Origin of the sequence: Chitinibacter sp. GC72 (genome assembly GCF_009760905.1) — a bacterium.
In the GTDB taxonomy this organism is placed as follows: Bacteria; Pseudomonadota; Gammaproteobacteria; order Burkholderiales; family Chitinibacteraceae; genus Chitinibacter.
The window spans coordinates 99,548-125,850 of the sequence record NZ_VIRW01000002.1 but is presented as its reverse complement, the minus strand read 5'-3'; the positions used below and the strand labels follow the sequence as shown (position 1 = coordinate 125,850).

The window sequence follows — 26,303 nt, the reverse complement described above, 5'->3', positions numbered from 1 at the left end:
GCGGCTTAATTGTCCGATAGTGGCGTGACGACGGCGGCTTGTGGTGTCGTGAGTGGCTGCACCTGTACTTTGCTCACGTCGGGGTTGCTGGTGGCTGCCTCATAGGCGTAGCTGCCTGCGGCAATTGCGCCAGCGCCGATGGTTTTGGTGGCTTCGTAGGTCACGCCTACGGCGGTCGTGGTTACGCTGATGGCGGCAGCGCCCACCATCGCAGTGGTGGTGACAACGGCGCAGCCAGTCTGGATCAGGCTGCCGAGCAGGATAAAAAGAGTCAGTATTGGTTTCATTGTGCTGTGTCACGGGAAAGAGCGGTGATTGTCGGTTAAACTGCGCAACTCGTCGAGTTGACCCTGCTGGATGGCTTTTATTTTATGCAACGCATCCTGATTGCCAAAATTACTTCTCTGGGTGATGTGCTATTTGCTTTGCCTATGCTCAATGACATCCGGCGGCAGTTTCCCGGCGTCAAAATCGACTGGGTGGTTGATCAGCAATGTGCGGCTCTGCCTGCCATGCACCCGGCGTTGGACCGGGTAATTGCCGTGCCGCTGCGTGGCTTGAAAAAAATGCCGCTGCGACAGGCCGCCAAAGCCTTGAAAGAGGCTTTAAGCGTTTTGCGCCAGCAGCGCTACGATGTGGTGCTCGATTGCCACGGCATGATCAAGAGCGCGCTACTGAGCCGGGTGGCACATGCCGCGCAGATCATCGGGCCGCCCGATTACCGGCTGGGCGAGCCAGTGGCGCGTTATGCCTATCACCGCCAGGTGTCGCCCGACGCCGGTTTGCCTGCCATTGACTGGTATCGCCAGTATGCGGCGCTGGCTTTGTCGTACACAGTGTCCGGCTTACCCGATTTTGGCCTGCAAGCACCGCGTTTTCAGCCGGACTGGTTGCCAGCGCAGCCCTATGTCTTGTGTTTTCACGCCGCGTCCAAGGCCGAGAAAACCTGGCCGCTCGAATCCTGGCTGACCGTATTGCGCGCGCTGGAAGGGCAGGGGCTGGCGGCGGTATTGCCTTGGGGCGCGCCGCATGAACACGAGTTTGCCCAGCGGCTGGCGCAGGGCCTCACGCTGGCCAAAGTGGCCCCTGCCTTGAGCATTACCGAAATGGCGGGCTTGATGGCTGGGGCTGAACGAGTGATCGGCGTAGATACCGGTATGACGCATCTGGCTGAAAGCCTTGCCAGGCCTACGATTGCGCTATATACCGTCACCGATTCGGCCACTTACCATCCGCACTGGAATCCGGCGGCGTTTTCAGTCGGCGGCAATGGCTGGGTGCCTTCAGCCGAGGACGTGCTGGCTTTGCTGACTTAGCCGCTGGGCTGGATTTCGCCACAGTTGGTCAGTGGCCGAAAAGCCTTTGTCGCTTTAAGCAAGATAGTAGCGACCTAATTCATCCTACGCGCAATCAATACTAACCGCTGACTACAGGGTATTGCCATGTAGGGCAATCTGGTATTGATCTGGGTGAATATACCCTATCTACCCATGCCGCCTACCTGCTGGGCGAGGTAGGTGGCGTAGTTATCGGTCATGCCGCCGATAAAATCGAGTACACGGCGGTAGGTTTCGTAGAGCGGCCAGTCTTTTTTCGGCGCATTGTATTCCATCAGGTCCAGCACGCGCTTCATCCGGAATGGCATGTGCGGGCTGACTTTCAGCTCATATGAGGCTTTGCAGAAGGCGTCGAGCAAGATGTCGAGGCAGGTGAAGGAGCCGACCTCGATTTCAATTTTCCGCCGCTCATTGAAAATCCGGTCACGTGCCAGCTGCTTGGCTTCGTTGATGCCCTGGCGCATGGTGTACGGGCAATCGTTAAGCAGGTCGCCCTGATACGAGCCGTCCATCAGGCGCTGGTAATGCGCCATAAAGGTATTGGCCACTTCGCGCACGCAGCGATCGATCGCCTTGCCGCGCAGTAGCGAGATTTTTCGCCGGTTGGACGGGGCTGCAGCCACTTCCAGCTCAAGCAGGCTGCGCTCGCCGCCGCAAATTTTCATTAGCAGCGGCTCGACGGTTTCATACGGCAGCATGCCGATTTCAATGCCGTCTTCCAGATCAAGGATCGCGTAGCAGATGTCGTCAGCGGCTTCCATCAGATACGACAGCGGATGACGCGCCCATTTGCCCGGTGCCAGCTCGGGCAGGCCCAGCGTTTGCGCTACTTGCTGCAAGATGTCGCGCTCGGATTCATAGCAACTGAATTTGCCTTTGCCACCGGCATATTCGCTACTCCACGGGTATTTCAGCGTGGTGCCCAGCGTGGCGTAAGTCAGGCGCAGGCCGCCTTCAAAGCGGTGATTTTCCAGCTGCGTGATAATGCGAAAGCCCTGCGCATTGCCTTCATAAGTGACCAGATCGCGCCGCTCGGACGGACTGAGATTCTGCATCAGGTAGGCGTGCTCGGGGCGGCGAAACCAGTCGCGAATCGCGTATTCGCCCGCGTGGCCAAACGGCGGGTTGCCGATGTCGTGCGCCAGACACGCCGCTTGCACAATCGCGCCCAGATCATACGGTGTGATATGCGCGGGCAACTGGTTTTGTAGATCCTGTAGCCGCTCGCCAATCATCACGCCCAGGCTGCGACCCACGCAGGCCACTTCGATGCTGTGCGTCAGGCGGGTATGCACATGATCGTTTTCGGTCATCGGGTGAACTTGCGTTTTGCGCCCCATGCGGCGAAATGGCGAGCAGAACACGATGCGATCGTGGTCTTTGTGATAATTGCTGCGACCGGCCTCCATGTCGGCTGGCTCCTTGTCATTGATGCCCAGACGCTGCGCGCTGAGTAATTGAAGCCAGTTCATGCTCATCGGGCTGCTCGCTGTTGTTGCAGATAAGTAATCATGTCGCTCAGGATCAGCGGCTTGCTGTAGAAAAAGCCCTGAATCACATCGCAGCGGTATTGTTCCAGTAGCGCTTTTTCGGTGGCTTGCTCGACACCTTCGGCGGTCACTTGCAGCCTGAGCCGGTGCGCCAGCTCGATCACGCTTTCCACAATCGCCCGGTCGTCTTCCTGTTCTGTCAGGTGCATGATAAAGCTGCGGTCGATTTTCAGCTCGTCAATCGGCAGGCGCTTCAGGTAGGACAGCGAGGAATAGCCGGTGCCAAAATCATCCAGCGCCAACTGGCAGCCCATCTCCTTGATGTGTTCCAGTTGCCGCAGCGCCATATCGAATTCTTCAATCACGGCCGATTCGGTGATCTCGAAAACCACTTTTTCGGCCGGAACGCCCCAGACGGCCAGCGCGTTGGAAATAAAGCCCGCCAAGTGCGGATCGCGCAGATTATTCGGTGCCAGATTGATCCCCAGCGATCCGGTGTAGCCATGCTGGCGTAGCTGGGCAAAATTGCGCAGCGCAGTTTGAATCACCCATTGCGACAATCTGTCCATCAGGCCCAGATGTTCGGCCACGCTGATAATTTCGTACGGCGAGATGCTGCCCAGCAGCTCGTTTTCCCAGCGCAGCAGCACTTCAAGCCCGGTCACTTGCTGGCTGGCCAGCTCGATTTTGGGCTGGAAAGCCAGATGAAACTTGTTCTGCTGCAAGGCTTCGCGCAGCGGTGCTTCCAGCCGCGCCAGCTGTTGCCCGAGCCAGTCGCGGTCCGGGTCGTAAATACCGATGTGTTCGTGGGCAAACTGGTGTGCTGCAATTTTGGCCGCATCAATCAGTGTTTCTCCATCGCTGCCGTGATCGGGAGCAAGCGCGATGCCGATTTGCGGATACAGCCTTTGCTCGTCAGTGGGCGCATCCATCAGCACCTGCTGCGCACGGTGGGCGGCCAGCATGGCGTGGCTGACGCCGCTAAGCTGATTGAGTAGCAATAGCGCGCTGTGCGAATCGAGCTGGAATAGATAATCGCCCGTCCGGACAATACTGTGCAGCCGCTTGAGCATCAGTTCCAGCAAGCGTTCTCGGTAATGCCCCGGGTGCAGATGGCGCAGCTCCAGATAGATTACGGCGGTTTTTTTGTCCTGGTCAGTCTGGCTTAACCCTTCGGCGATCAGTTCGTCGAGTAAATGCCTGGGGGTGGTGATTTGCGCAGCAAGAGCAGGGCGCGTCGGCATGGTGTTACTCCAGGAAATATTCGCGTGGATCGATGTTGTAGGCTCCGCGCGATAATTCGCGCCGAAGCGAGATCGGCAGGCCATTGGGCCCGGCCGGATTGGTGATCAGATCCAGTGTGTGGGGTTTGGCATAGGGTTTTTTATCGCTACCCAGAATGATCATTAGCTTGGGTTTGAGGCGGCGTACCCGGTTTTGGCCGATCACAATGCCGACTTCGCCCGTGGATAATTCCACCAGCGTACCGACATGGAAAATCCCGATGCACTGGGCAAACTGCTCCACCAGCGCAGGATGAAAGTATTTTTCGCTCCATTTATAGAGCAGTTGCAGCGCTTCATGCGCAGGCTTGGCATCCGAATAACTGCGCTCGCTGGTCAGCGCCGTAAAACAATCGACAATCCCGGCCATGCTGCCAAAAATGCCGATTTCTTCGGCTTTCAAGGCGTTCGGATAGCCGCTGCCATCGTAGCGTTCGTGGTGGCGCGCCACCATGTCGATCACGTCGATGGGCACGGTGTCCATCTGCCCCAGAATATCCAGGCTGTGCTGCACATGCGTTTTCATCAGCATGAATTCGCCCTGGGTATAGCGGCCGGTGCGGCTGAGCAATTCGGCCGGTAGCCGTACTTTGCCAATATCGAGCATCAGCCCGGCCAGCCCGAGCTTTTTCAGCTCCTCGACCGGATAACCCAAATGGCGGCCAAAGGCGAGCAGGTAGACGGCATTGTCGATGGCGTGCGAGTAGCTGTACTGGTCGCGATCTTTCAACTGGGTGAGCAGCAGTAGGGCATTGGGGTTGCGGATAATGGAGTCAACCAGATCGGCGACCACCACATTGGCATCATCAAGGCTGGGGTGCAAATCCTGCTGCACCGATTCGATCATGCTCTGCATGAAATCGCGCGAGGCTTTGTGGATTGCTTGCGCCTTGGGCAGCTCGATCTCGACTTGCTCTTCCTGCTCGTACAGGATGATCGGTATTTCTACCCGGCGTGAGCTTGGGCTGGGTTTATCGCCCGAGGTGAACAGGGCGGAAAAAAGCCGCCGCAGCTCTTTTAGGACATTGATGCGCTCGCGGCGCTCTTTTTCTTCGACCGGAGACTGAATCAGTGCGCTTAGCGCTGGTGTATCAAATCCGGTGGGTATCTGGCTGTGGCTGTTGGATAAGTAGATCCAGTTGGACATACCCCCTGAGGATCGATTCAAATCAACCGTGACATACTCGCAATGCTCGCGCAATTGTTCTAGCTGCTGCTGGGTTTCGATCAGAAAGCCTTGCAGCAGAAAAGGGGTATCCAGCCAGGGTCTGTCCAGCTCGGTGACGTAAAGCCCCGCTTTTAAATCAAGAACGTGAACACGAGTTTCCAAGATGGGCGCCAATAATGAAGAAAAATATTGCCACTAACGTGACGCCTGTAGATACGCCACCCAAGCAAAGCCTTATTTTAGGCCAACTCGGGCTTGAGTGGCGATGACCCAAATCTATTTTTGCGGTAAATCCGTGCGTTGCCGTGTTTGGTGCAGGCATGGCCAGCAAATTTTCCCCCCCTTGGCGCGTGGTAGTTTGCTAAAATGGCGCGGCTTTTTCGTGAGGATAATCATGGCGCTGCTTGAAATTCGGGACGTCGTAAAACGCTTTGGTGATTTTACTGCGGTTAACCACGTTAGCCTCTCGGTTGAGGCGGGCGAATTTTTTACATTATTGGGGCCATCCGGTTGCGGCAAAACCACATTGCTGCGCATGCTGGCCGGTTTCGAGCAGCCCGATTCGGGCGAGATTGTTCTCGATAGCGTCAATGTCGCCGCCGTGCCACCGGAAAAGCGCCCGGTACACACCGTATTTCAGAATTACGCGCTGTTTCCGCATATGACGGTGGCGCAGAATATTGCCTTCCCGCTGAAAATGGCCAATGTGGCCGCCGATGAAATCAAAACCCGTGTCGCCGAAGTGCTGGAAGACGTTCGTCTTAGCCAGTTTGCCACGCGTTACCCGAATGAACTCTCCGGTGGTCAGCGCCAGCGCGTCGCCATTGCCCGCGCGCTAGTGAATCGCCCACGGCTGCTGTTGCTCGACGAGCCGCTATCGGCGCTGGACGCTAAATTGCGCGAAGAAATGCAGATCGAATTGATCAATCTGCAAAAAGAAGTCGGCATTACCTTTGTCTATGTCACGCACGATCAGGGCGAGGCCTTGGCGCTCTCGCACCGGATTGCCGTGATGAATAAAGGCGAAGTGGCGCAGCTGGACGCGCCGGAAACGATTTATAGCTACCCGAAAAGCCGTTTTGTCGCCGATTTTATCGGCCAGTGTAATCTGCTCGATGCCACGGTGAAATCCATCGGTAGCGACCGGATGCAGATTGAAATTGCCGGTGTCGGTATTGCCGAAACGCTGCCGGTGGCGGGTGCGCAAGTGGGGCAGAGTGGTTGCCTGACCGTGCGGCCAGAGAAAATCAAACTGGGCGCAACGCTGCCAAGTGATGACGCTGACGAAGTGCATTTCAAAGGCAAGGTGCACGATTGCCTGTATCTGGGTGATGTGACGATTTATATCATCGAGCTTGATAACGGCATGCTGGTGGAAACCATGCTGCCCAATTCCGCGCCAGGGCGGGCGAAATTCTTCGATGACAATGATTTGGTTGAGTTGGCATGGCGCTTTGACGCTGGCCACTTCATCTTGGCCTAAGGACGGGCGGTCATGGCGAAAAGCAATCGAATTAACAAGTGGCTCATTTCCGGGCCGCCGCTGCTGTATCTGATCATTTTCTTTGCGATCCCATCGCTGATCATGGCCTTCGCGGCCTTTCGTTTCCCCGGCGACTACGGCGGTTTGTTGCCATTGATTGGGCCAAACCCAGACACCGGCGCGAATGAATTGCTGGTGACGGCGGAAAACTGGCGCGATTACCTGACGTTTGAAAATTTCGGCCTGTTTTTTACCGACTCGATTTATGTCGAGCTGTTTGCCAAATCATTCTGGTATGCCGGAATTACCACGCTGATTTGTCTGGCGATGGCCTATCCGCTGGCGTGGCTGATTGCGCGTAGCCCGAAAAAATACCGCGACCTGATGATCCTGCTGGTGATTTTGCCGTTCTGGAGTAACTTCCTGATCCGTGTTTATGCGTGGATGATTATTTTGGGCCCGCAAGGTTATTTCAGCATGGCGATTAATCAGGTACTGGGCCTGATTGGTATTGGCCCGGTGCAGCTGATGTTTAGCCATGTGGCGGTGATTATTGTGCTGGTGTATGTACACCTGCCGTTTATGGTGCTGCCGCTGTACGCCAATCTGGAAAAACACGATATGGCCTTACTGGATGCTGCACAAGATCTGGGGGCATCGGGCTGGCAGCGTTTCTGGAAGATCACTTGGCCGCTATCCCTCCCGGGGGTATGGGCGGGTGCGGCGCTGGTCTTTATTCCGGCGCTGGGCATGTTTGCCGTACCCGATCTGGTGGGCGGCACCGACGGCATTATGATTGGTAACTTAATTAAACAGCAGTTCCTCGATAGCCGCGACTGGCCGTTTGGCTCGGTGCTGTCGATTATGCTGACGCTGGCAGTGCTGCTTTTGGCGGGCTTTGCCGCCCTGATCGGTCGTGGAGGCAAGCGCAATGCACTCTAAGCAATCCAAATGGCTCTGGGCAGCAGCGCTGTTGGCCTATGCATTTCTGTATGTGCCGCTGATTATTGTCGTGGTGTATTCATTTAATGATTCCAAGCTCAATGCCGAGTGGGTGGGTTTTACCTTTAAATGGTACGACATGCTGTTCAAAAACGAGCAGATGCTGGTGGCGGCGCGCAATTCATTGCTGATTGCGATTGTCACCAGTGTGTGCGCGACGGTATTGGGTACGCTCGCTGGTTTGGCGATGCATAAATACAAGCTGCGTCTGTTGCCGCTGTTGGTGCTGACGCCGATTGCGATCCCCGAGATTTTGATGGGCGTCTCTTTGCTGATCTTCTTCGTGATGCTCAATATGACACTGGGCTTGGTATCGGTGGCCTTGGCGCATATCGCCTTTTGTATCGGCTTTGTCGCGATTGTCGTGCGCTCACGCCTGCAAGGCATGGATGAATCGCTGGTTGAGGCCGCGCGTGATCTGGGGGCGACGCCGGTGCAGGCCTTCCGTCTGGTCACGATGCCGCTGATTATGCCGGGGATTATTGCCGGCGCGCTGATGGCTTTTACGTTGTCGATTGACGATTTTGTCATTACCTTCTTTACCGCAGGCGCGGGGGCATCGACGCTGCCATTGCAGATCTATTCAATGATCCGCATCGCGGTAACGCCGGAAGTGAACGCGGTTTCCACCTTGCTAATGGTGCTGACATTGTGCCTGATTCTGTTGGCGAGCAAATTGGCACCCAGTGCGCTGCGTGCCGAGTAAGTGATTGATCTGGCAATAAAAAGCAGCGCCTCGGCGCTGCTTTTTATTGGGTGTCGGAAAAACACACAAGGGATCACAATTGAAAAGCCCGGCCGGGTTTTCATGGCATAATTCTGGGCTCTTGGGGTAGCCAAGATTCAATTTCCCATCCAATTAATGGTGACCAAATGAAGAAAGTATTATTGGCCTTGATGCTGGCTGCCGGTACGGTTCATACCGCCCAGGCTGAAGATGTGCTGCACCTGTACAACTGGAATAATTATATTGCCCCGGAAACCGTCAAGAATTTCGAGAAAAGCTGCAAATGCCGCGTAGTACAAGACTATTACGGCGCCATGGAAGAAATGCTGGCCAAGCTCGCTGCTGGCGCCAAAGGCTATGATGTTGTGATTCCGACCGGCTTTGCGATTCCGCCAATGATCAAGCAGAATCTGCTGCAGCCACTGGACAAAAGCAAACTGGCAAACGCCAAAAATGTTAGCCCGGCCTTTATGAATACCCAGTTTGATCAGGGTAATAAATACTCTCTGCCCTATTCATTCAGCACCACGCTGGTTGGCTACAACGACAAGAAAATCAAAGAGCTGGGGATTAACCCTTCGTCATGGGCGATTATTTTTGATCCGGCCGTGCTGGCCAAAATCAAAGGCAAGGTCACTGTGCTGGACGACAGCCGTGAAGTCTTTGCCGCCGCGCTGATGTATAACGGCTACTCGGCCAATTCGACCAAACCGGAAGAGTGGAAAAAAGCGCAGGAAACCATTATTAAAGCCAAGCCATTCTGGGCGGCATTCAATGCCCAGAGTTATATCAAAGAGCTGACGCTAGGCAATATCTGGGTGGCGCACGGTTACTCCAGCGATATGTTCCAGGCCAATATCGATGCCAAAGCGGCCAAACGTAATTTTGGCGTGGCGTATGGCCTGCAAAAAGAAGGCAATACCCTGTCGCTCGATAGCATGGTGGTGCTCAAAACCGCGCCACGTCCTGATCTGGCTGCCAAGTTTGTCAACTTTATGCTCGACGGCAAAAACGCGTCCGAGCTGACCAATATGATTGGTACAGGTACACCGAATGCGGCAGCTGCGCCGTTTGTGAAGCCGGAAATGAAGCAAAACTCGGCGGTCTTCCCATCGGCCGAGCAAATGAAGAAATTGCAGCAGTTGACTGCGCTGGAAGGCAAGGCACTGCGCGATTTGAACCGGATGTGGACGCAAGTTAAAACTGCCAAGTAATCGGCAAAAGGCGGGGGCGAAAGCCCCCGTTTTTACTGAAATCCCTAGGGGCTATCGATGCCTGCTGGCGGAATGGCGGTATCAATCGCGGTGCCATCCGCTTTGGGACTGATTTCAGACCAAACAGGTTTCAGATCAACATCAGCACGAATGGAATTCATGGGAATTCATTAAGCCAACTGCAACAGCCCCTATGCCCCGTCTTACTCCTATCCGCTATCTGGCACGTCAAGCCGAACCGACCCGCATTTCACCGTTTTTTGTGCTGGTGTCGCTGCTGGTGGTGCTGATTGTCAGTCTGTTTCCGTTTAGTAATTGGCGCTTTACCGGCGAGCCGGTATTGGCGTTTTTCACCTATCCGCTGCCGTATTACGCCACCGTTTTTGACAATGCGATTAATGTGCTGGCCTATATTCCGCTCGGATTTGGTCTGGTGCTGATGTTCCGGCGGCGCATGCTGGCCTCGCTGCTGGCTTTGCTCTGCTGCGCACTGGTTTCATCGAGCGTCGAGTTTTTGCAGCAATTTCTGCCCGGCCGCGTGGCGTCCAATCTGGATATTCTGAGTAATACGCTGGGTGGTGCGATAGGCGTTGTGATTGGCCTGATTTTGCGCAGCCGCCGCTGGGTGCAGCGCTGGCTGATTTTCCGGCATGAATATCTGGCCACTGGCCGGGTGATGGAGTGGGGGCTGGTCTGGCTGGTGCTATGGTTTGTGTCGCAGCTTGACCCGACGCAGCCTTATCTGGGTGTGGTGGTCGAGCCGCGTGGCTTGCCGCAGCCCTTTGTTGCGCCAATGGCCGATGCGGCGCTGTTTCTGCGCTTGCTCGAAGCAGGCGGCATGATGCTCAATCTGGCGGGGGTTGGCCTGTATGTGTCGGTGCTGCTGGCGTACGGGCGCGATATTCCGCGTGTAATCAGTCTGGTACTTGGTCTGGCGCTGGCGCTGAAAATGGCTTTTGCCGGCATGCTACTCAAGCCTGAGCAGTTTTTTGTCTGGCTTAATCTGAATATTGTGCTGGGCGGGCTGTGTGGTAGCTTGATTCTGCTGGCCGCCTGGACGTTGCGACGGCGCTATCGGGCGGTTCTGGCGGTGGCCTGCCTCAGCTTGGCGACGGTGGTGAGCATGATCTGGCCATTAAGCCCGCAATTATCGGCCACCTTACCGCTGTTCAAGTGGCAGTACGGGCATTTGCAGCACTTTAGCGGGCTGGCTCAGGTGATTGGTGATATCTGGCCGTTTGGCGCGCTGGCCTTGCTGATCTGCTTTTTGCTGGGCGACTCGGGGGGCAACGAGTAGGGCTGCGCGATCCGTGCCAGGCTTTTCAAGGCGGCGCACCTGCCGCCCAAATCCCCGGATTTCTGCTTGAAGCCTTGCGCTGTTTTGCCCTTTGTCCTGCTTGGGTTTGCCTTGGTGGGGTATTGCTCTGCAGGATAGATCCTGGTTGCTCTGCAGACCTATACCCTATGAAGGCTGTACTTGAAGCGGTACGGCAGGATTGCTAAATTGGCCGGCGGTCAGCAGCTTCTGATACATCAGCGGGTCATGCCATTCCTGCTGGCATTGCGCCGAGAATTCAATATCCTGCAGTGCGATCAGCCCCATTCTGGGGTTGTAGGCATCTTCCCGGAACGCTTGCGCGTAGCCGGTGTCGGTTTCGTGCGCAATAATCGAGTGCAGACGCACATCGGCTTCCCCGTTGGCCATGATGGTCTGCGTCAGAATCTGGTCAATGATCACGAAAAACAGGCGGGCAAACTGCTCGGCAGAGGGTGAGACCGGCATGGAAATCCAGCGCGCCGAAAACTGTTTGCACAGCCGGATGTATTCGGCGTCATCACGATCCCAGAAACACACGGCATGATCAAAAGCGTCGATCACATCGCGTATCGTGCCCTTCATCAGGCCAAAGTCATAAACCATCTGCCCGTGATCGAGTGCGGTGGCTTCCAGCAACACTTCCACTTTATAGCTGTGGCCGTGAATCGATGTGCGGCAGCGCTCGGACGAGCAGTTGCGCACGATGTGGGCGTTTTCAAATTTAAACAGTTTACGAATCAGCATTTTTCATTTCCAAGCTTGAGGCACGGTTTTATCAGATGCTCCGGATTCGGGCAAGCCGAGATTGTCCTAGGGTCGGTTGACGATGGGTTTGTCATCGCGCTGTGGCGAATTTTTCGATGAAGCCCAGCGTAGTTCGCGCTGTATATATATACATGCGCGAGATGGGCGATTAAATGCTCCGGCAATTTGCCCTTGCTGATTCATCGGCGAGCAAGGCGATGTGCGTAGGACCAGCGCCAAGGGAATGACGTGAGAATTTCATTGTTTTCTAATACCACTATGCTGACAGCCATTTTGGCACGTAAGTAGAAACCCTAGGGAAAGCGAAAAAGAAAGTTTCAAGTAAATTTTGTTTTTTACGCCAGGAAGTGCCGCCAGGCCGTGCAGGCGACGTGGATTGAAAGTGTCTTTTTTTTAATAAAATTTTCGCTTGAAACTACCTGTTATTTTCTGTCTAAGCTACATCAGATGATGCTAATGATGTATTGCAGCATTTTTTATGCTGCAATAAAACCTATAAAAATCATTAAGATGCTGATTAAATGATGCGATGCAGCATTTGGCGGCGGTGGGTTTGATTCTGATTTTGTAGTCGAATGAAATTTTGCTACGTGCAGTACTTCACAGTCGAAAAATGGGGTGTTGACAAGAAAAACGGCATGGTGATTAATCATTCTCACTGGTACTGGTTTGCTTTTTGGTGAACAGGTCTAGCGTAGAGAATCGCCCAATTCTTACAAAAGGGTGACAAGCAGGCGCCTAGCAGTCAAGACCACTTAACTCCTAGCGTCAATGCCATTTATAAATCGGAGGAGACTTTAATGTCCCGTATTAATCGTCTTGCACTTGCTGCTATGCCAGTCGCAATGTTCGCTGCTTATGCTTATGCAGCGCCTGCGTGGCAAGAAGGCACTACCTACAGCGCTGGCACGGTTGTGAGCCACAAAGGCAGTGATTACTCTGCTTTGGTGACACACACTGCCTATGTTGGTGCTGGCTGGACCCCTGATACCACACCAACACTGTGGAAACTGGTTGGCGCTGCGACTGCAACTGCTACACCACAATCGACTGTTGCGCCAACGGCTACGCCAGTAGGCCCAACTACAGCGCCAACAGCTGCTCCTACTGCAACGCCAGTAGGCCCGGTTGCCGGTTGTGACAATGTTGCTGCCTGGAATGCGACGACTGCCTATACAGGCGCTCAGGTTGTTGCTTATAACGGCAAAAAATTCTCTGCAAAATGGTGGACGCAAGGCCAGGCGCCTTCTGCTACCGACCAGTGGGGCCCTTGGAAATATGAAGGTGAGTGCGGTACCACCAACGCAACGCCAACACCTACTGCTTCTCCAGTTGTAACTGCGACGCCAACGGCCAAACCGACTGCAACGCCAGTTGTGACGCCTACCGCTACGCCAGTTGGCCCAACACCAACGCCAACGGCAACGCCAGTTGTGACTCCAACTGCAACGCCAGTGGTTACTGCAACACCAACAGCAACACCAGTTGGCCCAACGCCAACTCCAACAGCGACGCCTCCAGTGGTTGGCGGCCAAGATCAGTGCCGCCCAACAGGCTTGGTGTCTGAAGTTGCGAACGTGCCATACTGTGATGCTTACGACACAGCAGGTCGTGAAAAACTGGCTAATGGCATGAAACGCCGTAGCATCGGTTACTTCACTAGCTGGCGTAATGGCGCAAACGGTCAGCCAGCTTACTTGGCGGCTGATGTGCCTTGGAACGACATCACTCACGTCAACTACGCATTTGCGCACATTGATAAAGACTGGAAAGTATCGGTTGGTGCTGACGGCCCGAACAATGCCGCTACTGGCATGAACTGGGATTCAAAAGGTCCTAAATACGCACTGGATCCAACACTGCCGTTCAAGGGTCACTTCAACATGCTGAACAAGCATGCTGATCCTAAAGGCGTGAAACTGCTGCTGTCTGTTGGCGGTTGGGCTGAAACTGGTGGCTACTTCGGTGAAGACGGCAAGCGCGTTGCAAGCGGTGGTTTCTACTCGTTGACGGTGGATGAAGTAACTGGTGCAGTTCGTCAAGATCGTATCAATACCTTCGCTAAGTCTGCGGCTGAATTTGCGGTTAAATACGGCCTAGACGGTATCGATATCGACTACGAATACCCAACTTCAATGTCTGACGCGGGTAGCCCAGATGACTGGAAGATCGCGAACAAACATCGCGGCAAGTTGTGGGATGGCTACATGGCTTTGATGAAGACTCTGCGTCTAGAGTTGGATAAAGCTTCTGCAGCTTCTGGCAAATACTACCAACTGACGATTGCATCTCCATCGTCAGGTTACCTGTTGCGTGGTTTTGAAGGCTTCCAAGCCCTTAAATACCTCGATTTCGTGAACATCATGAGCTATGACTTGCATGGCGCATGGAACCACTTCGTAGGTCACAATGCTGCGCTCTACGATACAGGTAAAGACAGCGAAATCGCTGACGCTAAGATCTACGACACTGCAGGTGATGGCAAGTACTACAATGCTCAGGGTTACCTGAACATCGACTGGTCATACAAATACTTCCGTACTGCTCTGGCAGGTGGTCGTATCAATATCGGTCTGCCTTACTACACTCGTGGCTGGCAAAACGTAACTGGCGGCACTAATGGTCTGTGGGGTACTGCAGCTGTTGCCGATCAGAAAACTTGCTACAACGGTACTGGCGGCAACCTGGGTCCAGACGCTTTGAGCCCGAAAGCTGGCGCTCCATGCGGCTTCGGTGCGCAAGGTATCGACAACCTGTGGTTTGACTTGGGCGCAGATGGCAAAGAAATGTTTGCTGGTGCTAACCCGCTGTGGCACGCCAACAACTTGCGTGATGGCTTGCCAACACCATACGTTGGTATCTATGGCCATGATCTGAGCAAGCCAGAATCTAAAGTTCGTGGCACTTACGTAGAAAACTACGATGACATCGCTCAGTCTTCTTGGTTGTGGAACCCAACGACGAAAGTGTTCTTGTCGACTGAAAATGAAAAATCGTTCAAAGCGAAAGTTCAGTACGCAATCGATCAAGGCGCTGGCGGTATCATGTTCTGGGAGCTGGCAGGTGACTACAGCACACCAGCACAGAATGGTCTGGGTCACTACTACTTCGGTAGCACGCTGACTTCACTGGCCGGCACAATGCTGAAAAATGCAACGCCATATGGTATCAAAGCAGGCGACGAAGCTTTCGTTCAGCCAGCTGAGACACTCGATGTATCAGTAGACCTGGTTGGTTTCTTGCCTAAAGGTGAAGACAACTACCCAATCCAGATCGGTTTGAAATTGAAAAACAATTCAAACGTTGATCTGACTGGTGCAAAAGTTGCGTTCGACGTAGCGCCATCAACACCACTGACTTCGTCAACAGTTGAGTTCTTGAAACCATACGCTCCACCAGCGGGTAAAGGTATCGAGAATCTGGTTGATATCTACAGCGGTGGTACTTGGTCTGCAACAGTAGCTTCTAACAAAGTCGGTAACGTAGGTGGTCTGCCAAACGCCTTCCATCGTCCAGCTTACCAACTGAAACAAGGCACTGTAGGTACAACGTGGGGTGTAACTGACTTCGGTCCAGGTAAAACCATCACCATCGGTATGCGCATTTTCATGCCAATGCCAGTACCAACTAACGTGACTCTGACTCTGCCAAACGGCAAAGTGTACGGAGTTAAACGCTAAGACTTTACTTACTATGTCCAAGGACTAGTGAGTCAAGCCTGATCAAAACGCCGCGATTTATTCGCGGCGTTTTTTTATGTCCGTATTGCCCATACATCTAGCTCAATGGATGACTAAAGCAATAGGGTGGTCAGCGGCTGCAGCCGCTGTCGTGTGCTTTGCCGAGCCGAGCTCAGGCTCAGGCGATGATTTTCCCTTCTGCGCTAGCCTGCGCTGCCTCGCCGTTTTCTCGCTCGAAGAATGGGGCTTTTGTTGCTGGTATTGCACTCTGTTCAAGTCAAATGCCAGTCGCAGCCTGCATGATAATTCTGGTGTGGTGCAGTCGAATGAGTAGCGTTTTGTAGCTTGATTTCAAGTCAATTGCCTGCACGTTGCGGGGGGTACTGATGCAACGATGGCTGATTTCTGTCCTGCTGCTGGCCTGTCAGTATGTCATTGCGAATCTAATGGCAGATGGTTCTATTGGGTAATACCACTTGCTGACGAAAAATATCTAATTTAATGCCTACTGGATTTTTAATGTAAGCGATGAAAGCTTTCTTTTTTGAAAAGTTTTTTTAATTATATTGAAAGCTTGTTTTTGGGCGGGCATTTTGAAAAATCGCGTTGGCAACACAAAATCAGTAAAAATTTTGTGTAGTTTATCAACTATTAACTACATAACAAAACAGATTTTGTTACATAATCATGCGCTAATGTTGCAGTGCATCATCTATATGTGCTATTTAAAATAAGTTTTTTTGTGATTTAAACAGCAATGTTTGTGCGGTGCACAATTGTGAAATTTATGTAGTTTGTAGTATTTTCCCCTAGTGCCCAGCTTCTTTTTGTGGAGGGCAAAAAAAATGAAAAAAAGGGTGTTGACAAGGAAAACGCTTTGGAGATTAATAGACACCAACGCAGCTCGATACCGATTGAGAGGCGATGGATAGATGACTCGAATCAGTAAATACTTTCAAATAACTGACGAGTTGCCTGATCTGGTTAGTACCAATTGCATTGCGCGAGTGATGCCAAATAAATGAGGATGGAGACCCTTTATGTCGCACTTTAATCGTTTTGCTGTAGCTGCAATCCCTGCTGCCATGATGGCAGTTGCCAGCTTCTCTTATGCAGCTGATGCATGGAAAGAAGGCACTACCTACAATGCTGGCGCAGTAGTTTCATACTCTGGTAATGACTACCAAGCTCTGGTAACTCACACTGCTTATGTTGGTGCAAACTGGAATCCAGCTGCTACACCAACACTGTGGAAAGCAGTTTCTGGTTCTAGCGCGACACCTGCTCCTACTGTTGCTCCAACTCCAACACCAGTTGGCAGCGCAACACCAACAGTTGCTCCAACGACTGCACCTACAGCAGCGCCAACAACTGGCCCAGTAGCTGGTTGTGACAATGCTGAAGCCTGGAATGCAACTGCTGCATACACTGGTGGTAAAGTTGTTTCATACAACGGCAAAAAATTCTCTGCTAAATGGTGGACACAAGGTCAAGCGCCTTCTGCTGCTGACCAGTGGGGTCCATGGAAATATGAAGGCGATTGCGGCCCTGCTGCGACTGCCGTACCAACTGCTGAGCCAACACCAGTTGGCCAGACACCAGCGCCAACTGCAGTTCCAACTGTAGCGCCAACACAAGCACCAACACCAACACCATTGGCAACTCTGGCTCCAGGCCAAGAAGTAGCACCACCAGCTTCTGCTCAAGTGGGTTCTTACTTCACTCAGTGGGGCGTGTATGGCCGTGACTACCAAGTAGCTGACATCATCAGCTCTGGCGCAGCAGCTCACCTGACGTTCATCAACTACGCCTTCGGTAACATCTACGAGAAAAATGGCGGCTACGAGTGCGGTATCGTTAACAAACTCGAACCAGGTGCAACTGATGCAAACGCACCAGGCGCAGGTACAGGTGGCGATGCTTGGGCTGACTTTGGTCTGACTGCTAAACGCCGTGTTGATGCTTCTGACACCATCAAGTGGGATGACAAACTGGCCGGTAACTTCCGCGAATTCCAGGCCTACAAGAAAAAATATCCAAACACCAAACTGTTCATCTCTCTGGGTGGCTGGACTTGGTCTAAGTGGTTCTCTAAAGCCGCTGCAACTGATGCTCTGCGTAAACAGCTGGTTAAATCGTGTATCGACATCTACCTCAAAGGCAACTTGCCAGTGGTTGATGGTCGCGGTGGCCCAGGCTCTGCACCTAACATCTTCGACGGTATCGATATCGACTGGGAATTCCCAGGTGTAGTTGGCCAGCCATACAACACAGTATCGCCAGCTGACAAACAGAACTTCACCTTGTTGTTGGCTGAGTTCCGCAAACAGATCGATGAGTTGGCTGCTGCGAACAAGAAAGAGTACCTGTTGACTGTGGCGATCGGTGTAGGTAAAGACAAGATCGACATGACTGAACCACGCGAGTACAGCCGTTACCTCAACTGGATCAACATGATGACTTACGACTACAACGGTGGTTGGGCTGCTCAAGGTCCTACCGACTTCCAGTCGCATCTGTACGCAGATCCAACTAACCCAACGTACAAGTGCAGCGGCAAAGCTGGCGACACTTGCTACGGTGATCGCAGCCTCGTATCGTTCTACAACACCGATGATGCAGTTAACCAATTGCTGAACGCTGGCGTGAATCCGAAGAAACTGGTTCTGGGCGTGCCTAAGTATGGCCGTGGCTGGACTGGCGTAACGAACGCGAACAACGGTCTGTACCAGAAAGCAACTCAACCAGCTCGTGGTACTTACGAAGCCGGTATCGAAGACTACAAAGTACTGAAAAACGCAGCGGGTAACGTATTTGTTCACCCAACGACCAAACAGTCTTGGAAATTCGACGGTTCTACTTTCTGGTCTTACGACACACCAGAAGTAATCGGTACTAAAGTTCAGTACGGTAAAAACAAAGGTCTGGGCGGTGTATTCAGCTGGTCTCTGGACGGCGATGACAGCAACGCAACACTGACTAAAGCAATGGGCGCAGCTAAATAAGCTGACTCACTGCTACGAAAGCCCCCTCGTTTGAGGGGGCTTTTTTTTATTCATACGCTGAGTTGCAATTAAGGGTATATGTCGCTAGACGAGTATTTGATTGTTCTATATGGCAATACATGGGTAGTGTATTGAGCGCGCAAAAAAGCGCTACACTGCTGATCTGTCGATGGAGCCAGCATGAGTGCCAAAATTCTAATCGTTGAAGACGATGCCCAGATTAGCGCCAATATTTATGACTTTCTGCAGGCGAGGGGCTTTGTGCCTGATGCAGCGGCCAATGCGGGCATTGCACTGCATTTGCTGGCCAGCCAACCGTTTGACTTGCTCGTGCTTGATCTGGGTTTACCCGGCATGGGGGGCTTGAGCCTGGCGCGCCATGTCCGTGCCGAACTGGCTTTGAATTTGCCGATTTTGATCCTTACCGCCCGCGATACGCTGGCCGACAAGGAAGCCGGCTTTGATGCCGGGGCGGATGATTATCTGCTCAAGCCGTTTTCACTTAGAGAGCTGGAAATGCGCATCAAGGCGCTGCTGCGACGCGCCAGCGGCCAACTGGTGGCGCAGGCTTTGCGCTGTGGGCAGATTCTGTTTGAGCCCGATACGGGTCAAGTCTTCTGGCAGGGGCAACTGCTTAAGCTGCCGCCCAAAACGCAGCAGCTGCTGCAAGTCATGCTCTCGCGTCCCAATACCTTGTTTACGCGTGATCAGCTCGAGCGTGCGCTTTGGGGTGAAGCGCAGGAAAGCAGTGATCCGCTGCGCTATCACCTGTCGCAATTGCGCCGCGCCTTATCCATGCCGGATGGGCTAAGCCCGCTGCAAACCGTACATGGCCGTGGCTATATGCTGATTGATCCGGCGGGTGAGCCGCATGCATAAAATGAGCTTGCGCCGCCGGATGACGCTGGTGCTGTTTATGGTGAGCTGTTGTTCGCTGCTAGCGCTGGCGGCTTCTTTGCTGATGTCGGCCGAAGAGAGCGAAGAGGCGCTGATTGATGAAGTGGTCAACACCGCGCTCAACCGGATTGAATCGCAATGGCCGATACAGGGCAGCATTGTGCTGCCGCAAAATCTGGAGTTTTATCACGCCCCCATCGGGCAATTGCCGCCGGGCTTGCCGGCCGAAGTCGCCTCGCTGGCGGTGGGCAATAGCGAATATTACGAGCAATCGCACGAATTTCATGTCGGCATTCGTGAATACGGCGGTGAGCGCCTGTATGTGTTGTATGACACCGCCCGGCATGAGGAGCGGCTGGCGACCATTTATCTGGGCGTTGGCGTTGCCGTGGTCGTGCTGGCTTTGCTGGCCGGGGTCATCGGGCATGTGTTGGCGGGAACCATACTCAAGCAGCTATCGGCGCTGGCGCAGGCTGTCGAACATGATAGGCCGCTGCCGCTGGATGCCGCGCACGACGACGAAGTGAGCGTGCTGGCGCAGGCTATTCATGCGCATCGGTTGGAAAAAGCCCAGCTCTTGCAGCGCGAGCGTGAATTTACCGCGCATGCCGGGCATGAGTTGCGTACGCCGCTGACGCGTATTCGTACCAGCGCCGAGCTACTACGTGAATTATCCGCTTTATCTGCTGCGGATTTGCAGCGCGTGCAGCAAATCGAAGCGGCTGCCGATGAAATGCAGGCCAGATTGAGCGCCTTGCTGTTTCTGGCTCGCGATCTACATGCCAGCCAACTGCAAAGATTAAATCTGCACGCCGCCGTAGCAGAATCCCTGCAACAGTTTGCCGCGCAGAAAGGCGAGATTGTGCGCAGCAATCGCATCGCTGCCCAGCTGATGATCGATGCCGACCCCGCCTTGCTGAAAATGCTGCTGGATAATCTGCTGAGCAATGCGTTGCGCTATACCCAGTCCGGCCAGATTGTGATCGACTGGCAAGACGGCGTGCTGACTATCGCCGACACCGGTGTGGGGATCGCTGACAATGATCTGCACCGTGTGCAGCATACTTTCGAGCGCGCCAGTCCCTTGCCCGATGGCTTTGGGCTGGGCCTGGCCATCGTCGGGCGCATTTGCGCAGCTTTGGGCTGGGAGTGGCGTATCGATAGCCAGCCGGGGCAGGGCACCCGGGTGCAGATCGGCATCGCCGCGAAGCTCGCGCTGGCGCAAAACTGAAGCAAATCCTAAAACCAACCGACCCTCACAAAACCCTCACACAATCCTGCCGAAATCCTCACACGCCACCCGCTAAGCTGCCGTTTTTACTGCGGTACGTGTGCGATGCGGCGTTTATCTCCGGCTTTTTATCTTGGACATCTGCTGTTGCCAGCGCTGCTGGCGGCCCTGTTGCTCTGGGTCTACCCGCAGCAGTGGGATCTGGCGCTCATCAGCCCTTACTACGATGGCGTGCAGCATCAGTTTGCGCTGAGAAATGATTTCTTCCTGAACGCGGTGATGCATACCGGGCTGAAAAGCGCGCTGTGGTTTATTCCGCTCTCTTTGCTGGCCTTGCTACTCTGCGCGCGCTTTGGCGGGCCATTTTTTGCCAGCAGTTTGCAGCCTTATCGCCGCCGCATGGTCTGGATTCTGCTCGGTCTGGCCCTGTCGGCGCTGGTGGTGCAAATCCTCAAGCGCAACAGCATTCACGCCTGCCCCTGGGATTTGAATCTGTTTGGCGGTCAGGCACCGCTATTACCTTTGTTTGCCGATTTACCTAGCGGGCAAAGCCCCGGACGTTGCCTGCCTGGCGGCCACGCTTCGGGTGGCTTTTCATTGCTGGCATTTTATTTCGCGCTGCGGGATGAGCAGCCGCGCTGGGCGCTGCGCAGCCTAGTGCTGGCGCTGGCCTTGGGCTCTGTGATGGGTTGGGGGCAGATGATGCGCGGTGCGCATTTTCTCTCGCATAACCTGTGGGCACTCTGGTGGGTATGGCTGGTTCTGCTCTTGCTGTATCTGGTTTACCCGCCTATACCCCGCCAAAAAATAGCAGAAGTCCTACGCTGATTGCTGCCCTGCCTAGCGGCTCTTTACCGGGGCTTAAGCTTGCTGTGGGCATAGTGTTCCGCAGTTTGTTTCAGCAAAAAAAACCTTCTTAAATTGGTCTTAAATAGGTCTTCATATGATCTTGCGTAGTGAACGCGTCACCGCCATTCTGGTGCTGTTTTTATTAAGCGCCTGCAATATGGTGTTCTGGCAAAAATTCATCGCCCTCCAGCAGCCGGCTACGGTGGGCGCGTGGCTGTTTATTGGCATTGGCTTTGCATTTCTGTTTCTGGTCTTTAATGCCATCCTGACGCTGATTGCCGTGCCCTATGTATTCAAACCGGTTTTGACGGCCATTTTGCTGATTACGCCGTTTATTGTGTATTTCATGTCGCAATACGGGGTGATGATTAATGCGGAAATGATCCAGAACGCCTTTGAAACTAATCATGCCGAGGCACGGGATTTGCTCAGCTTCAAGCTGCTGATTTATCTGCTGCTACTGGGGGCTTTGCCTGCCGCCTGGCTCTGGCGGGTGCGGATTGATTTTCGGCCACTTAAAAATGAAGCCAGGGTGAAATCGGGGATTTTGCTGGCGTCCCTTTTATTACTGGGCGTGATTGCTGCGGGCTATTACAAGGATTTTGCTTCGGTTTTTCGTAATCACCGTGAATTGCGTTATGTCCTCACGCCAAGTAATTACCTGCAAGCCACATCCAAATATTTGCGCCATAGTGCGGCATTAAGCCCGGTAGAGATCAAAGCGGTGGGCGAAGATGCCCGGCTGGGTGCCAACTGGGCCAAGATGCAGCGCCCCAGTTTGACCGTATTGGTGGTGGGCGAAACCGCGCGTGCGGCCAATTTCTCGCTCAATGGTTACGCGCGCGAAACCAATCCTGAGCTCAAACAAATCGCCGGGCTGATCAATTACCCGGATTTTCATTCCTGCGGCACCGATACCGCTGTGTCAGTGCCATGCATGTTCTCGATGTTCGAGCGCAGCGATTATTCGGATGACAAGGGCAAAAGCCATCAGGGCTTGCTCGATATCATGCAGCGTGCAGGTTTGAGCGTGAGCTGGCGTGATAATCAGTCCGGCTGCAAGGGCGCGTGTGATCGCGTGCCGCATGAGCAAACGAGCGAGCAAGCCGATCCGGCGCTGTGTCGTGATGGCGAATGCTGGGACGAAATGCTGCTGCAAAACCTGCAGGCGAAGATTGATCAGGTCAGCCAGGGGCAGCAATCGGCCTTGCTGGTGCTGCATATGATGGGCAGCCACGGCCCGGCGTATTACAAACGCTACCCGCCGCAGTTTGCGCGTTTTCAGCCCGCCTGCACGACCAACCAGCTTGATCGCTGTACGCAGGGCGAGATTATGAATAGCTACGACAATACCTTGCTCTACACCGATCATGTGCTGGCCAGCCTGATCCGTACCTTGCAACACAACGAGAGCAAGCTGGATACCGCCATGGTGTATCTGTCTGACCATGGCGAATCAATTGGGGAAAGAGGGCTATACCTGCATGGTTCGCCCTATGTGATTGCGCCGGACTTCCAGACGCATATCCCGGCGCTAATGTGGTTTTCGCCTGCCTACGAACAAAATCGTGGCCTTGATACGCGCTGCCTGCAGCAGCACGCGGGCCAGCGCTACTCGCACGACAATCTGTTTCACTCGATGCTCGGCTTGCTCGACGTCAGAACACAGCTTTACCAGCCGCAGCTGGATTTATTTGCCAGCTGCCAGCGGCGCGTTGAGCACTAGTTGACAGATCCTAGCGCGTGCATGACTTCTGCCGCGCTTTGCAGTGAAATCACGTCACGCCCCCACGGTTTGCGCTGGCGCGGAAGATGGCGCAGCCAGCCCAGGCTGCGTGCACTGCTGAAAATCAGCGCCTGCACGGCAGCACTGTCCTGACGCAGAAAGGCGAGCAGGCGTTGCGCCAGAATCTGGCGGTCGGCCTGCAGCAGATACGCTGTTGAGTGCATGTATAGCAGCCAATCCCTTGCCTGTGCTTGCTCTTGGCTCAATACCTCGGTGGGGTCATCTTCAAAGTCGATGAAAACAATTTGCCCCTGATGGCGATGGATATTGCGGGCAAAAGCCTGACTGAGCACTTGCCCTTTGTGGTGCGCGTCCAGAATCGCGGCCAGAGCGCTCTCCCAGATCGCCAATTGGGGCTCCTGACTGCGGCTGAGCAGATGATCAATCGAGTGCTCGCCAGCGTGGCTCAGTGCAATCCAGTCTGGCGCAATATGCAGTACCGTGGGCACCGCAACCCCCGCGGCCTGCAGCGCCTGCAAACGGCGTACTTCGGTGGCCTGACCCGCCGCGCCACCATAAGCCGGCACGGCACAGAGTAAAGGTTGGCCCAGCATACGGGCGGCCAGATTCAGCGCGCGATACGCCAGCGGGCGGGCCCGGCTTTCCTGCCGTTTGATAATCACCGTCTCGCCACCAAGGGCAACAGCCAGCACCCGGGCCGGACTGCGGGCCAGAGCCTGTTCGATCAACTGGAGATGGGGCGCACTGAACATGGGCGTCTTTAAAAGCTGGAAAGCAGGCGATTATAACGTCGAATGTGCTTCAGGCTGCCAGATTCAGTCGCCAGATGGGGGCTAGCGTTTGAGTACCCAGTCAATCAGCGCTTGCCACTCGGCCCGGTCGCGCTGGGTTTTGCTGTGTGGCAGATCAAAAATGCTCATACCGCGCTGGATGGTCTGATTGTAGAGCTGGGTATCGCGCACGCAGGTGAGTAGCGGAATATCGTATTTGCGCAGAAATTCGGGCAGCGGGTTGGCCGCCTGGGTGCGCGCATTCACCCGCATGCCCACAGCGCCGACTTGGACGTCTTCCTGACGCACCGCCTTGGTTTCGGCCAGCTCTTCAAAAAAATCGGCGCAGGCCCACAGATCGAAAGCCGAGGGTTGAATCGGCACAATGACGTGATCAACGATTTTCAGCACTTTTTTCAGCTTGTTGCCGCTAAACCCGGCTGGCGTATCGAGCACGGCAACCTGGCTGCCTTTGGGTGGGCGGGCGATGTGGTCATCGCCAATTTCCCAGCGGGCAATTTGCGGCAGATGCGCCGGGCGCAAATCGAGCCAGTGGTGGCTGGAGTGCTGTTTGTCCAAATCGCCCAGCATCACTTTGGCTTCCTGCCAGGCAAACCAGCTGGCCAGGTGCGTCGACAAAGTTGACTTGCCGCTGCCCCCTTTGGGATTGACGATCAGAATCTTGCGCATAAATCATAAGGCCGGAACAAAAAGCGGCATTAATTATGGCAGAGATTGTCAGTTTTAATGTGACAGTTTGGTTAAATTATGACTAATCGGTGAAAGAATTGTGACGGGCCGCGATTTGTTGCGTCATTACAAATCTAGTGGATAATCTAGTCGATTGAGGGTATGTGGCTGTAACGATTGCTGAGTATTTTTTACGTGGCAATACATGGCTAGGGTATAAAAAAGCCCCGCACGCTGGCGGGGCTTTGCTGTGGAATACGGCCAATTAAGTAACTGAGCAAAAGTTTCCGAACAAGGCGGCGAAGCCGAAGATAGTACAAGTAGTACAGCGAGGCGAGCCAACGATGGGCGGAAACTTTTGTCTGCCTACTTATTTGGTCAGATCCAGCAATTTGGCAAAGGCTTCGTCGAATTGTTTCAAGCCATCCACTTGCAACTGCTCGCCAGCGAGGTTGTAGTTGATGCCCAATTCGCGCACTTTCACCAAGGTTTGTACTGCAGCATCGGTGCCGGTTTCCAGGGTGTTGGCTGCATTGCCGTGGTCGCGGAACAGTGCCAGTGTGGCGTCCGGTACGGTGTTGACAGTTTCTGGCCCGATCAGGTCTTCAACGTACATCACGTCGTTGTAGGCTTTGTTTTTGGTGCCGGTTGACGCCCACAGCAGACGCTGCGGGTTTGCGCCCAGTGCTTTGAGTGCGGCAAAACGGCTGCCCTGGAACAGGCCTTTGTAGTGCTGGTAAGCCACTTTAACGAATGATTTGGCCACAGTGCCGCGCAGCGCCAGCGCTTCTGGTGTGCCAATGGCATCCAGTTGCGGGTCGATCAGGCTATCAACACGAGACAGGAATACTGAAGCAACGGCTTGTACTTTATCCACTGGCAGGCCCGCCGCAGCGCGCGCTTCCAGACCACGGATGTAGGCGGTCAAGACGTTATCAACGTGTTTCAGGTTGAACATCAACGTGATGTTGACGTTGATACCTGAGGTGATCAGCTCTTCAAAAGCGATCACGCCAGCATCGGTGGCCGGTACTTTGATCATCGCGTTCGGGCGATCAATCGCGGCCCACAGACGTTTGGCGTTGGCGATGGTGCCTTGCGCGTCGTTGGCCAGCGTTGGCGATACTTCCAGGCTCACGTAGCCATCCAAACCATTGGTCGCATCGTACATGGCACGAGTCAGATCGCAAGTGGCCTGGATGTCCGGTACTACCAGTGCTTCGTAGCGTTGTTCAGCAGTCAGATCCTGCTTTTTCAGCTCGGCCAGATCGCCGGTGTAGAGTGGGTCAGAAGAAATCGATTTGTAGAAAATAGCCGGGTTGGAAGTCACGCCAGCGATGTCGTCTTCAGAGATCAGGCGAGCGAGTTCGCCAGATTTCAGTAGATCACGGGAAAGATTGTCCAACCAGATACGTTGACCGAAAGGTTTGATTGCTGCGATTCTGCTCATAGTTAAGTGACCTCATGATTGAAGTTGGCGATTCTGCGTTGACTTTGAATCCTGACTTGTTCAAAGCATTTCAATGACATGGGGCATTATCAACCAAAGCCAAGCCCTGTGCCTTTGCGCAGACGCAAAAAAAATGCGATTGCCGCAATTTACGGGCAGATTGTGACTTGGGCAAGTGGGGCGCTGACTGGGTGAGC

At 54.0% G+C, this 26,303-nt stretch carries 20 protein-coding genes; 12 read left to right on the top strand and 8 right to left on the bottom strand.

The genetic code is table 11. From position 1 onward, the window contains the following. Positions 1 to 5 precede the first annotated feature (5 nt). Positions 6 to 287, bottom strand: coding sequence for a hypothetical protein (locus tag FLS37_RS02240; RefSeq protein ID WP_157314297.1), 282 nt, complete (start codon positions 285 to 287; stop codon positions 6 to 8). An 84-nt stretch (positions 288 to 371) separates the two neighbouring features. Between FLS37_RS02240 and waaC the strand changes: the two genes are divergently transcribed. Then, positions 372 to 1,316 (top strand): lipopolysaccharide heptosyltransferase I, encoded by a 945-nt coding sequence (gene waaC / locus FLS37_RS02235; protein ID WP_157314296.1) that lies wholly within the window; start codon positions 372 to 374, stop codon positions 1,314 to 1,316. 164 nt (positions 1,317 to 1,480) lie between these two features. Here the strand turns inward: waaC and FLS37_RS02230 are convergent, their stop codons facing one another. Genes FLS37_RS02230 through FLS37_RS02220 form a run of 3 tightly spaced genes read right to left on the bottom strand, consistent with a single transcriptional unit; the run spans position 1,481 to position 5,440 of the window. Beyond that, positions 1,481 to 2,809, bottom strand: coding sequence for a deoxyguanosinetriphosphate triphosphohydrolase (locus FLS37_RS02230; RefSeq protein ID WP_232522468.1), 1,329 nt, complete (start codon positions 2,807 to 2,809; stop codon positions 1,481 to 1,483). A 2-nt stretch (positions 2,810 to 2,811) separates the two neighbouring features. After that, positions 2,812 to 4,071: a bifunctional diguanylate cyclase/phosphodiesterase gene (locus tag FLS37_RS02225; RefSeq protein WP_198314455.1), complete on the bottom strand. Its 1,260-nt coding sequence runs from the start codon at positions 4,069 to 4,071 to the stop codon at positions 2,812 to 2,814. Between the two features lie 4 nt (positions 4,072 to 4,075). Then, positions 4,076 to 5,440 (bottom strand): HD-GYP domain-containing protein, encoded by a 1,365-nt coding sequence (locus FLS37_RS02220; protein ID WP_198314454.1) that lies wholly within the window; start codon positions 5,438 to 5,440, stop codon positions 4,076 to 4,078. Between the two features lie 232 nt (positions 5,441 to 5,672). Here FLS37_RS02220 and FLS37_RS02215 point away from each other — a divergent pair, with 232 nt between their 5' ends. The 5 genes from FLS37_RS02215 (at position 5,673) to FLS37_RS02195 (ending at position 11,001) form a co-directional block, all read left to right on the top strand. Beyond that, positions 5,673 to 6,761 (top strand): ABC transporter ATP-binding protein, encoded by a 1,089-nt coding sequence (locus FLS37_RS02215; protein ID WP_157314292.1) that lies wholly within the window; start codon positions 5,673 to 5,675, stop codon positions 6,759 to 6,761. Between the two features lie 12 nt (positions 6,762 to 6,773). Continuing rightward, positions 6,774 to 7,703 carry an ABC transporter permease gene (locus tag FLS37_RS02210; protein WP_157314291.1) on the top strand — a complete coding sequence of 310 codons (930 nt, stop codon included), beginning with the start codon at positions 6,774 to 6,776 and terminating at the stop codon, positions 7,701 to 7,703. After that, entirely contained in the window at positions 7,693 to 8,469 is a 777-nt protein-coding gene (locus FLS37_RS02205; protein WP_157314290.1) for an ABC transporter permease, read from the top strand. Before FLS37_RS02210 ends, FLS37_RS02205 begins: the two co-directional genes overlap by 11 nt. 167 nt (positions 8,470 to 8,636) lie before the next feature. Beyond that, positions 8,637 to 9,704 carry a PotD/PotF family extracellular solute-binding protein gene (locus tag FLS37_RS02200; RefSeq protein ID WP_157314289.1) on the top strand — a complete coding sequence of 356 codons (1,068 nt, stop codon included), beginning with the start codon at positions 8,637 to 8,639 and terminating at the stop codon, positions 9,702 to 9,704. 193 nt (positions 9,705 to 9,897) lie between these two features. Beyond that, complete coding sequence (locus FLS37_RS02195; protein WP_157314288.1) at positions 9,898 to 11,001, top strand: VanZ family protein; 1,104 nt, start codon at positions 9,898 to 9,900, stop codon at positions 10,999 to 11,001. 165 nt (positions 11,002 to 11,166) lie between these two features. Here the strand turns inward: FLS37_RS02195 and FLS37_RS02190 are convergent, their stop codons facing one another. Next, positions 11,167 to 11,766 carry a 6-carboxytetrahydropterin synthase gene (locus tag FLS37_RS02190; protein WP_157314287.1) on the bottom strand — a complete coding sequence of 200 codons (600 nt, stop codon included), beginning with the start codon at positions 11,764 to 11,766 and terminating at the stop codon, positions 11,167 to 11,169. Positions 11,767 to 12,587: 821 nt separating this feature from the next. On the opposite strand from FLS37_RS02190, the gene FLS37_RS02185 reads away from it, so the two are divergent. From FLS37_RS02185 to FLS37_RS02160, 6 genes are all read left to right on the top strand, one after another. Beyond that, positions 12,588 to 15,467, top strand: a complete 2,880-nt coding sequence (locus FLS37_RS02185) for a glycosyl hydrolase family 18 protein (RefSeq protein ID WP_157314286.1) — start codon at positions 12,588 to 12,590, stop codon at positions 15,465 to 15,467. Between the two features lie 1,040 nt (positions 15,468 to 16,507). After that, complete coding sequence (locus FLS37_RS02180; protein ID WP_304487374.1) at positions 16,508 to 18,472, top strand: glycosyl hydrolase family 18 protein; 1,965 nt, start codon at positions 16,508 to 16,510, stop codon at positions 18,470 to 18,472. Positions 18,473 to 18,652: 180 nt separating this feature from the next. After that, positions 18,653 to 19,351 (top strand): response regulator transcription factor, encoded by a 699-nt coding sequence (locus tag FLS37_RS02175; RefSeq protein WP_157314285.1) that lies wholly within the window; start codon positions 18,653 to 18,655, stop codon positions 19,349 to 19,351. Beyond that, complete coding sequence (locus FLS37_RS02170; RefSeq protein WP_157314284.1) at positions 19,344 to 20,600, top strand: sensor histidine kinase KdpD; 1,257 nt, start codon at positions 19,344 to 19,346, stop codon at positions 20,598 to 20,600. Before FLS37_RS02175 ends, FLS37_RS02170 begins: the two co-directional genes overlap by 8 nt. Before the next feature lie 105 nt (positions 20,601 to 20,705). Continuing rightward, positions 20,706 to 21,428, top strand: a complete 723-nt coding sequence (locus tag FLS37_RS02165; RefSeq protein WP_157314283.1) for a phosphatase PAP2 family protein — start codon at positions 20,706 to 20,708, stop codon at positions 21,426 to 21,428. Positions 21,429 to 21,543: 115 nt separating this feature from the next. Next, positions 21,544 to 23,175 carry a phosphoethanolamine transferase gene (locus tag FLS37_RS02160; RefSeq protein ID WP_157314282.1) on the top strand — a complete coding sequence of 544 codons (1,632 nt, stop codon included), beginning with the start codon at positions 21,544 to 21,546 and terminating at the stop codon, positions 23,173 to 23,175. Here FLS37_RS02160 and FLS37_RS02155 read toward each other — a convergent pair. The 3 genes from FLS37_RS02155 to tal all read right to left on the bottom strand — a co-directional run bounded on the left by FLS37_RS02155 (position 23,172) and on the right by tal (position 26,106). Continuing rightward, positions 23,172 to 23,948 carry a hypothetical protein gene (locus FLS37_RS02155; protein WP_157314281.1) on the bottom strand — a complete coding sequence of 259 codons (777 nt, stop codon included), beginning with the start codon at positions 23,946 to 23,948 and terminating at the stop codon, positions 23,172 to 23,174. The genes FLS37_RS02160 and FLS37_RS02155 overlap by 4 nt on opposite strands. Before the next feature lie 81 nt (positions 23,949 to 24,029). Beyond that, complete coding sequence (locus tag FLS37_RS02150; RefSeq protein ID WP_157314280.1) at positions 24,030 to 24,656, bottom strand: AAA family ATPase; 627 nt, start codon at positions 24,654 to 24,656, stop codon at positions 24,030 to 24,032. A gap of 370 nt (positions 24,657 to 25,026) precedes the next feature. Beyond that, a complete protein-coding gene (gene tal / locus FLS37_RS02145; protein ID WP_157314279.1) occupies positions 25,027 to 26,106 on the bottom strand; it encodes a transaldolase in 1,080 nt (359 codons plus the stop codon). Positions 26,107 to 26,303: the final 197 nt, after the last annotated feature.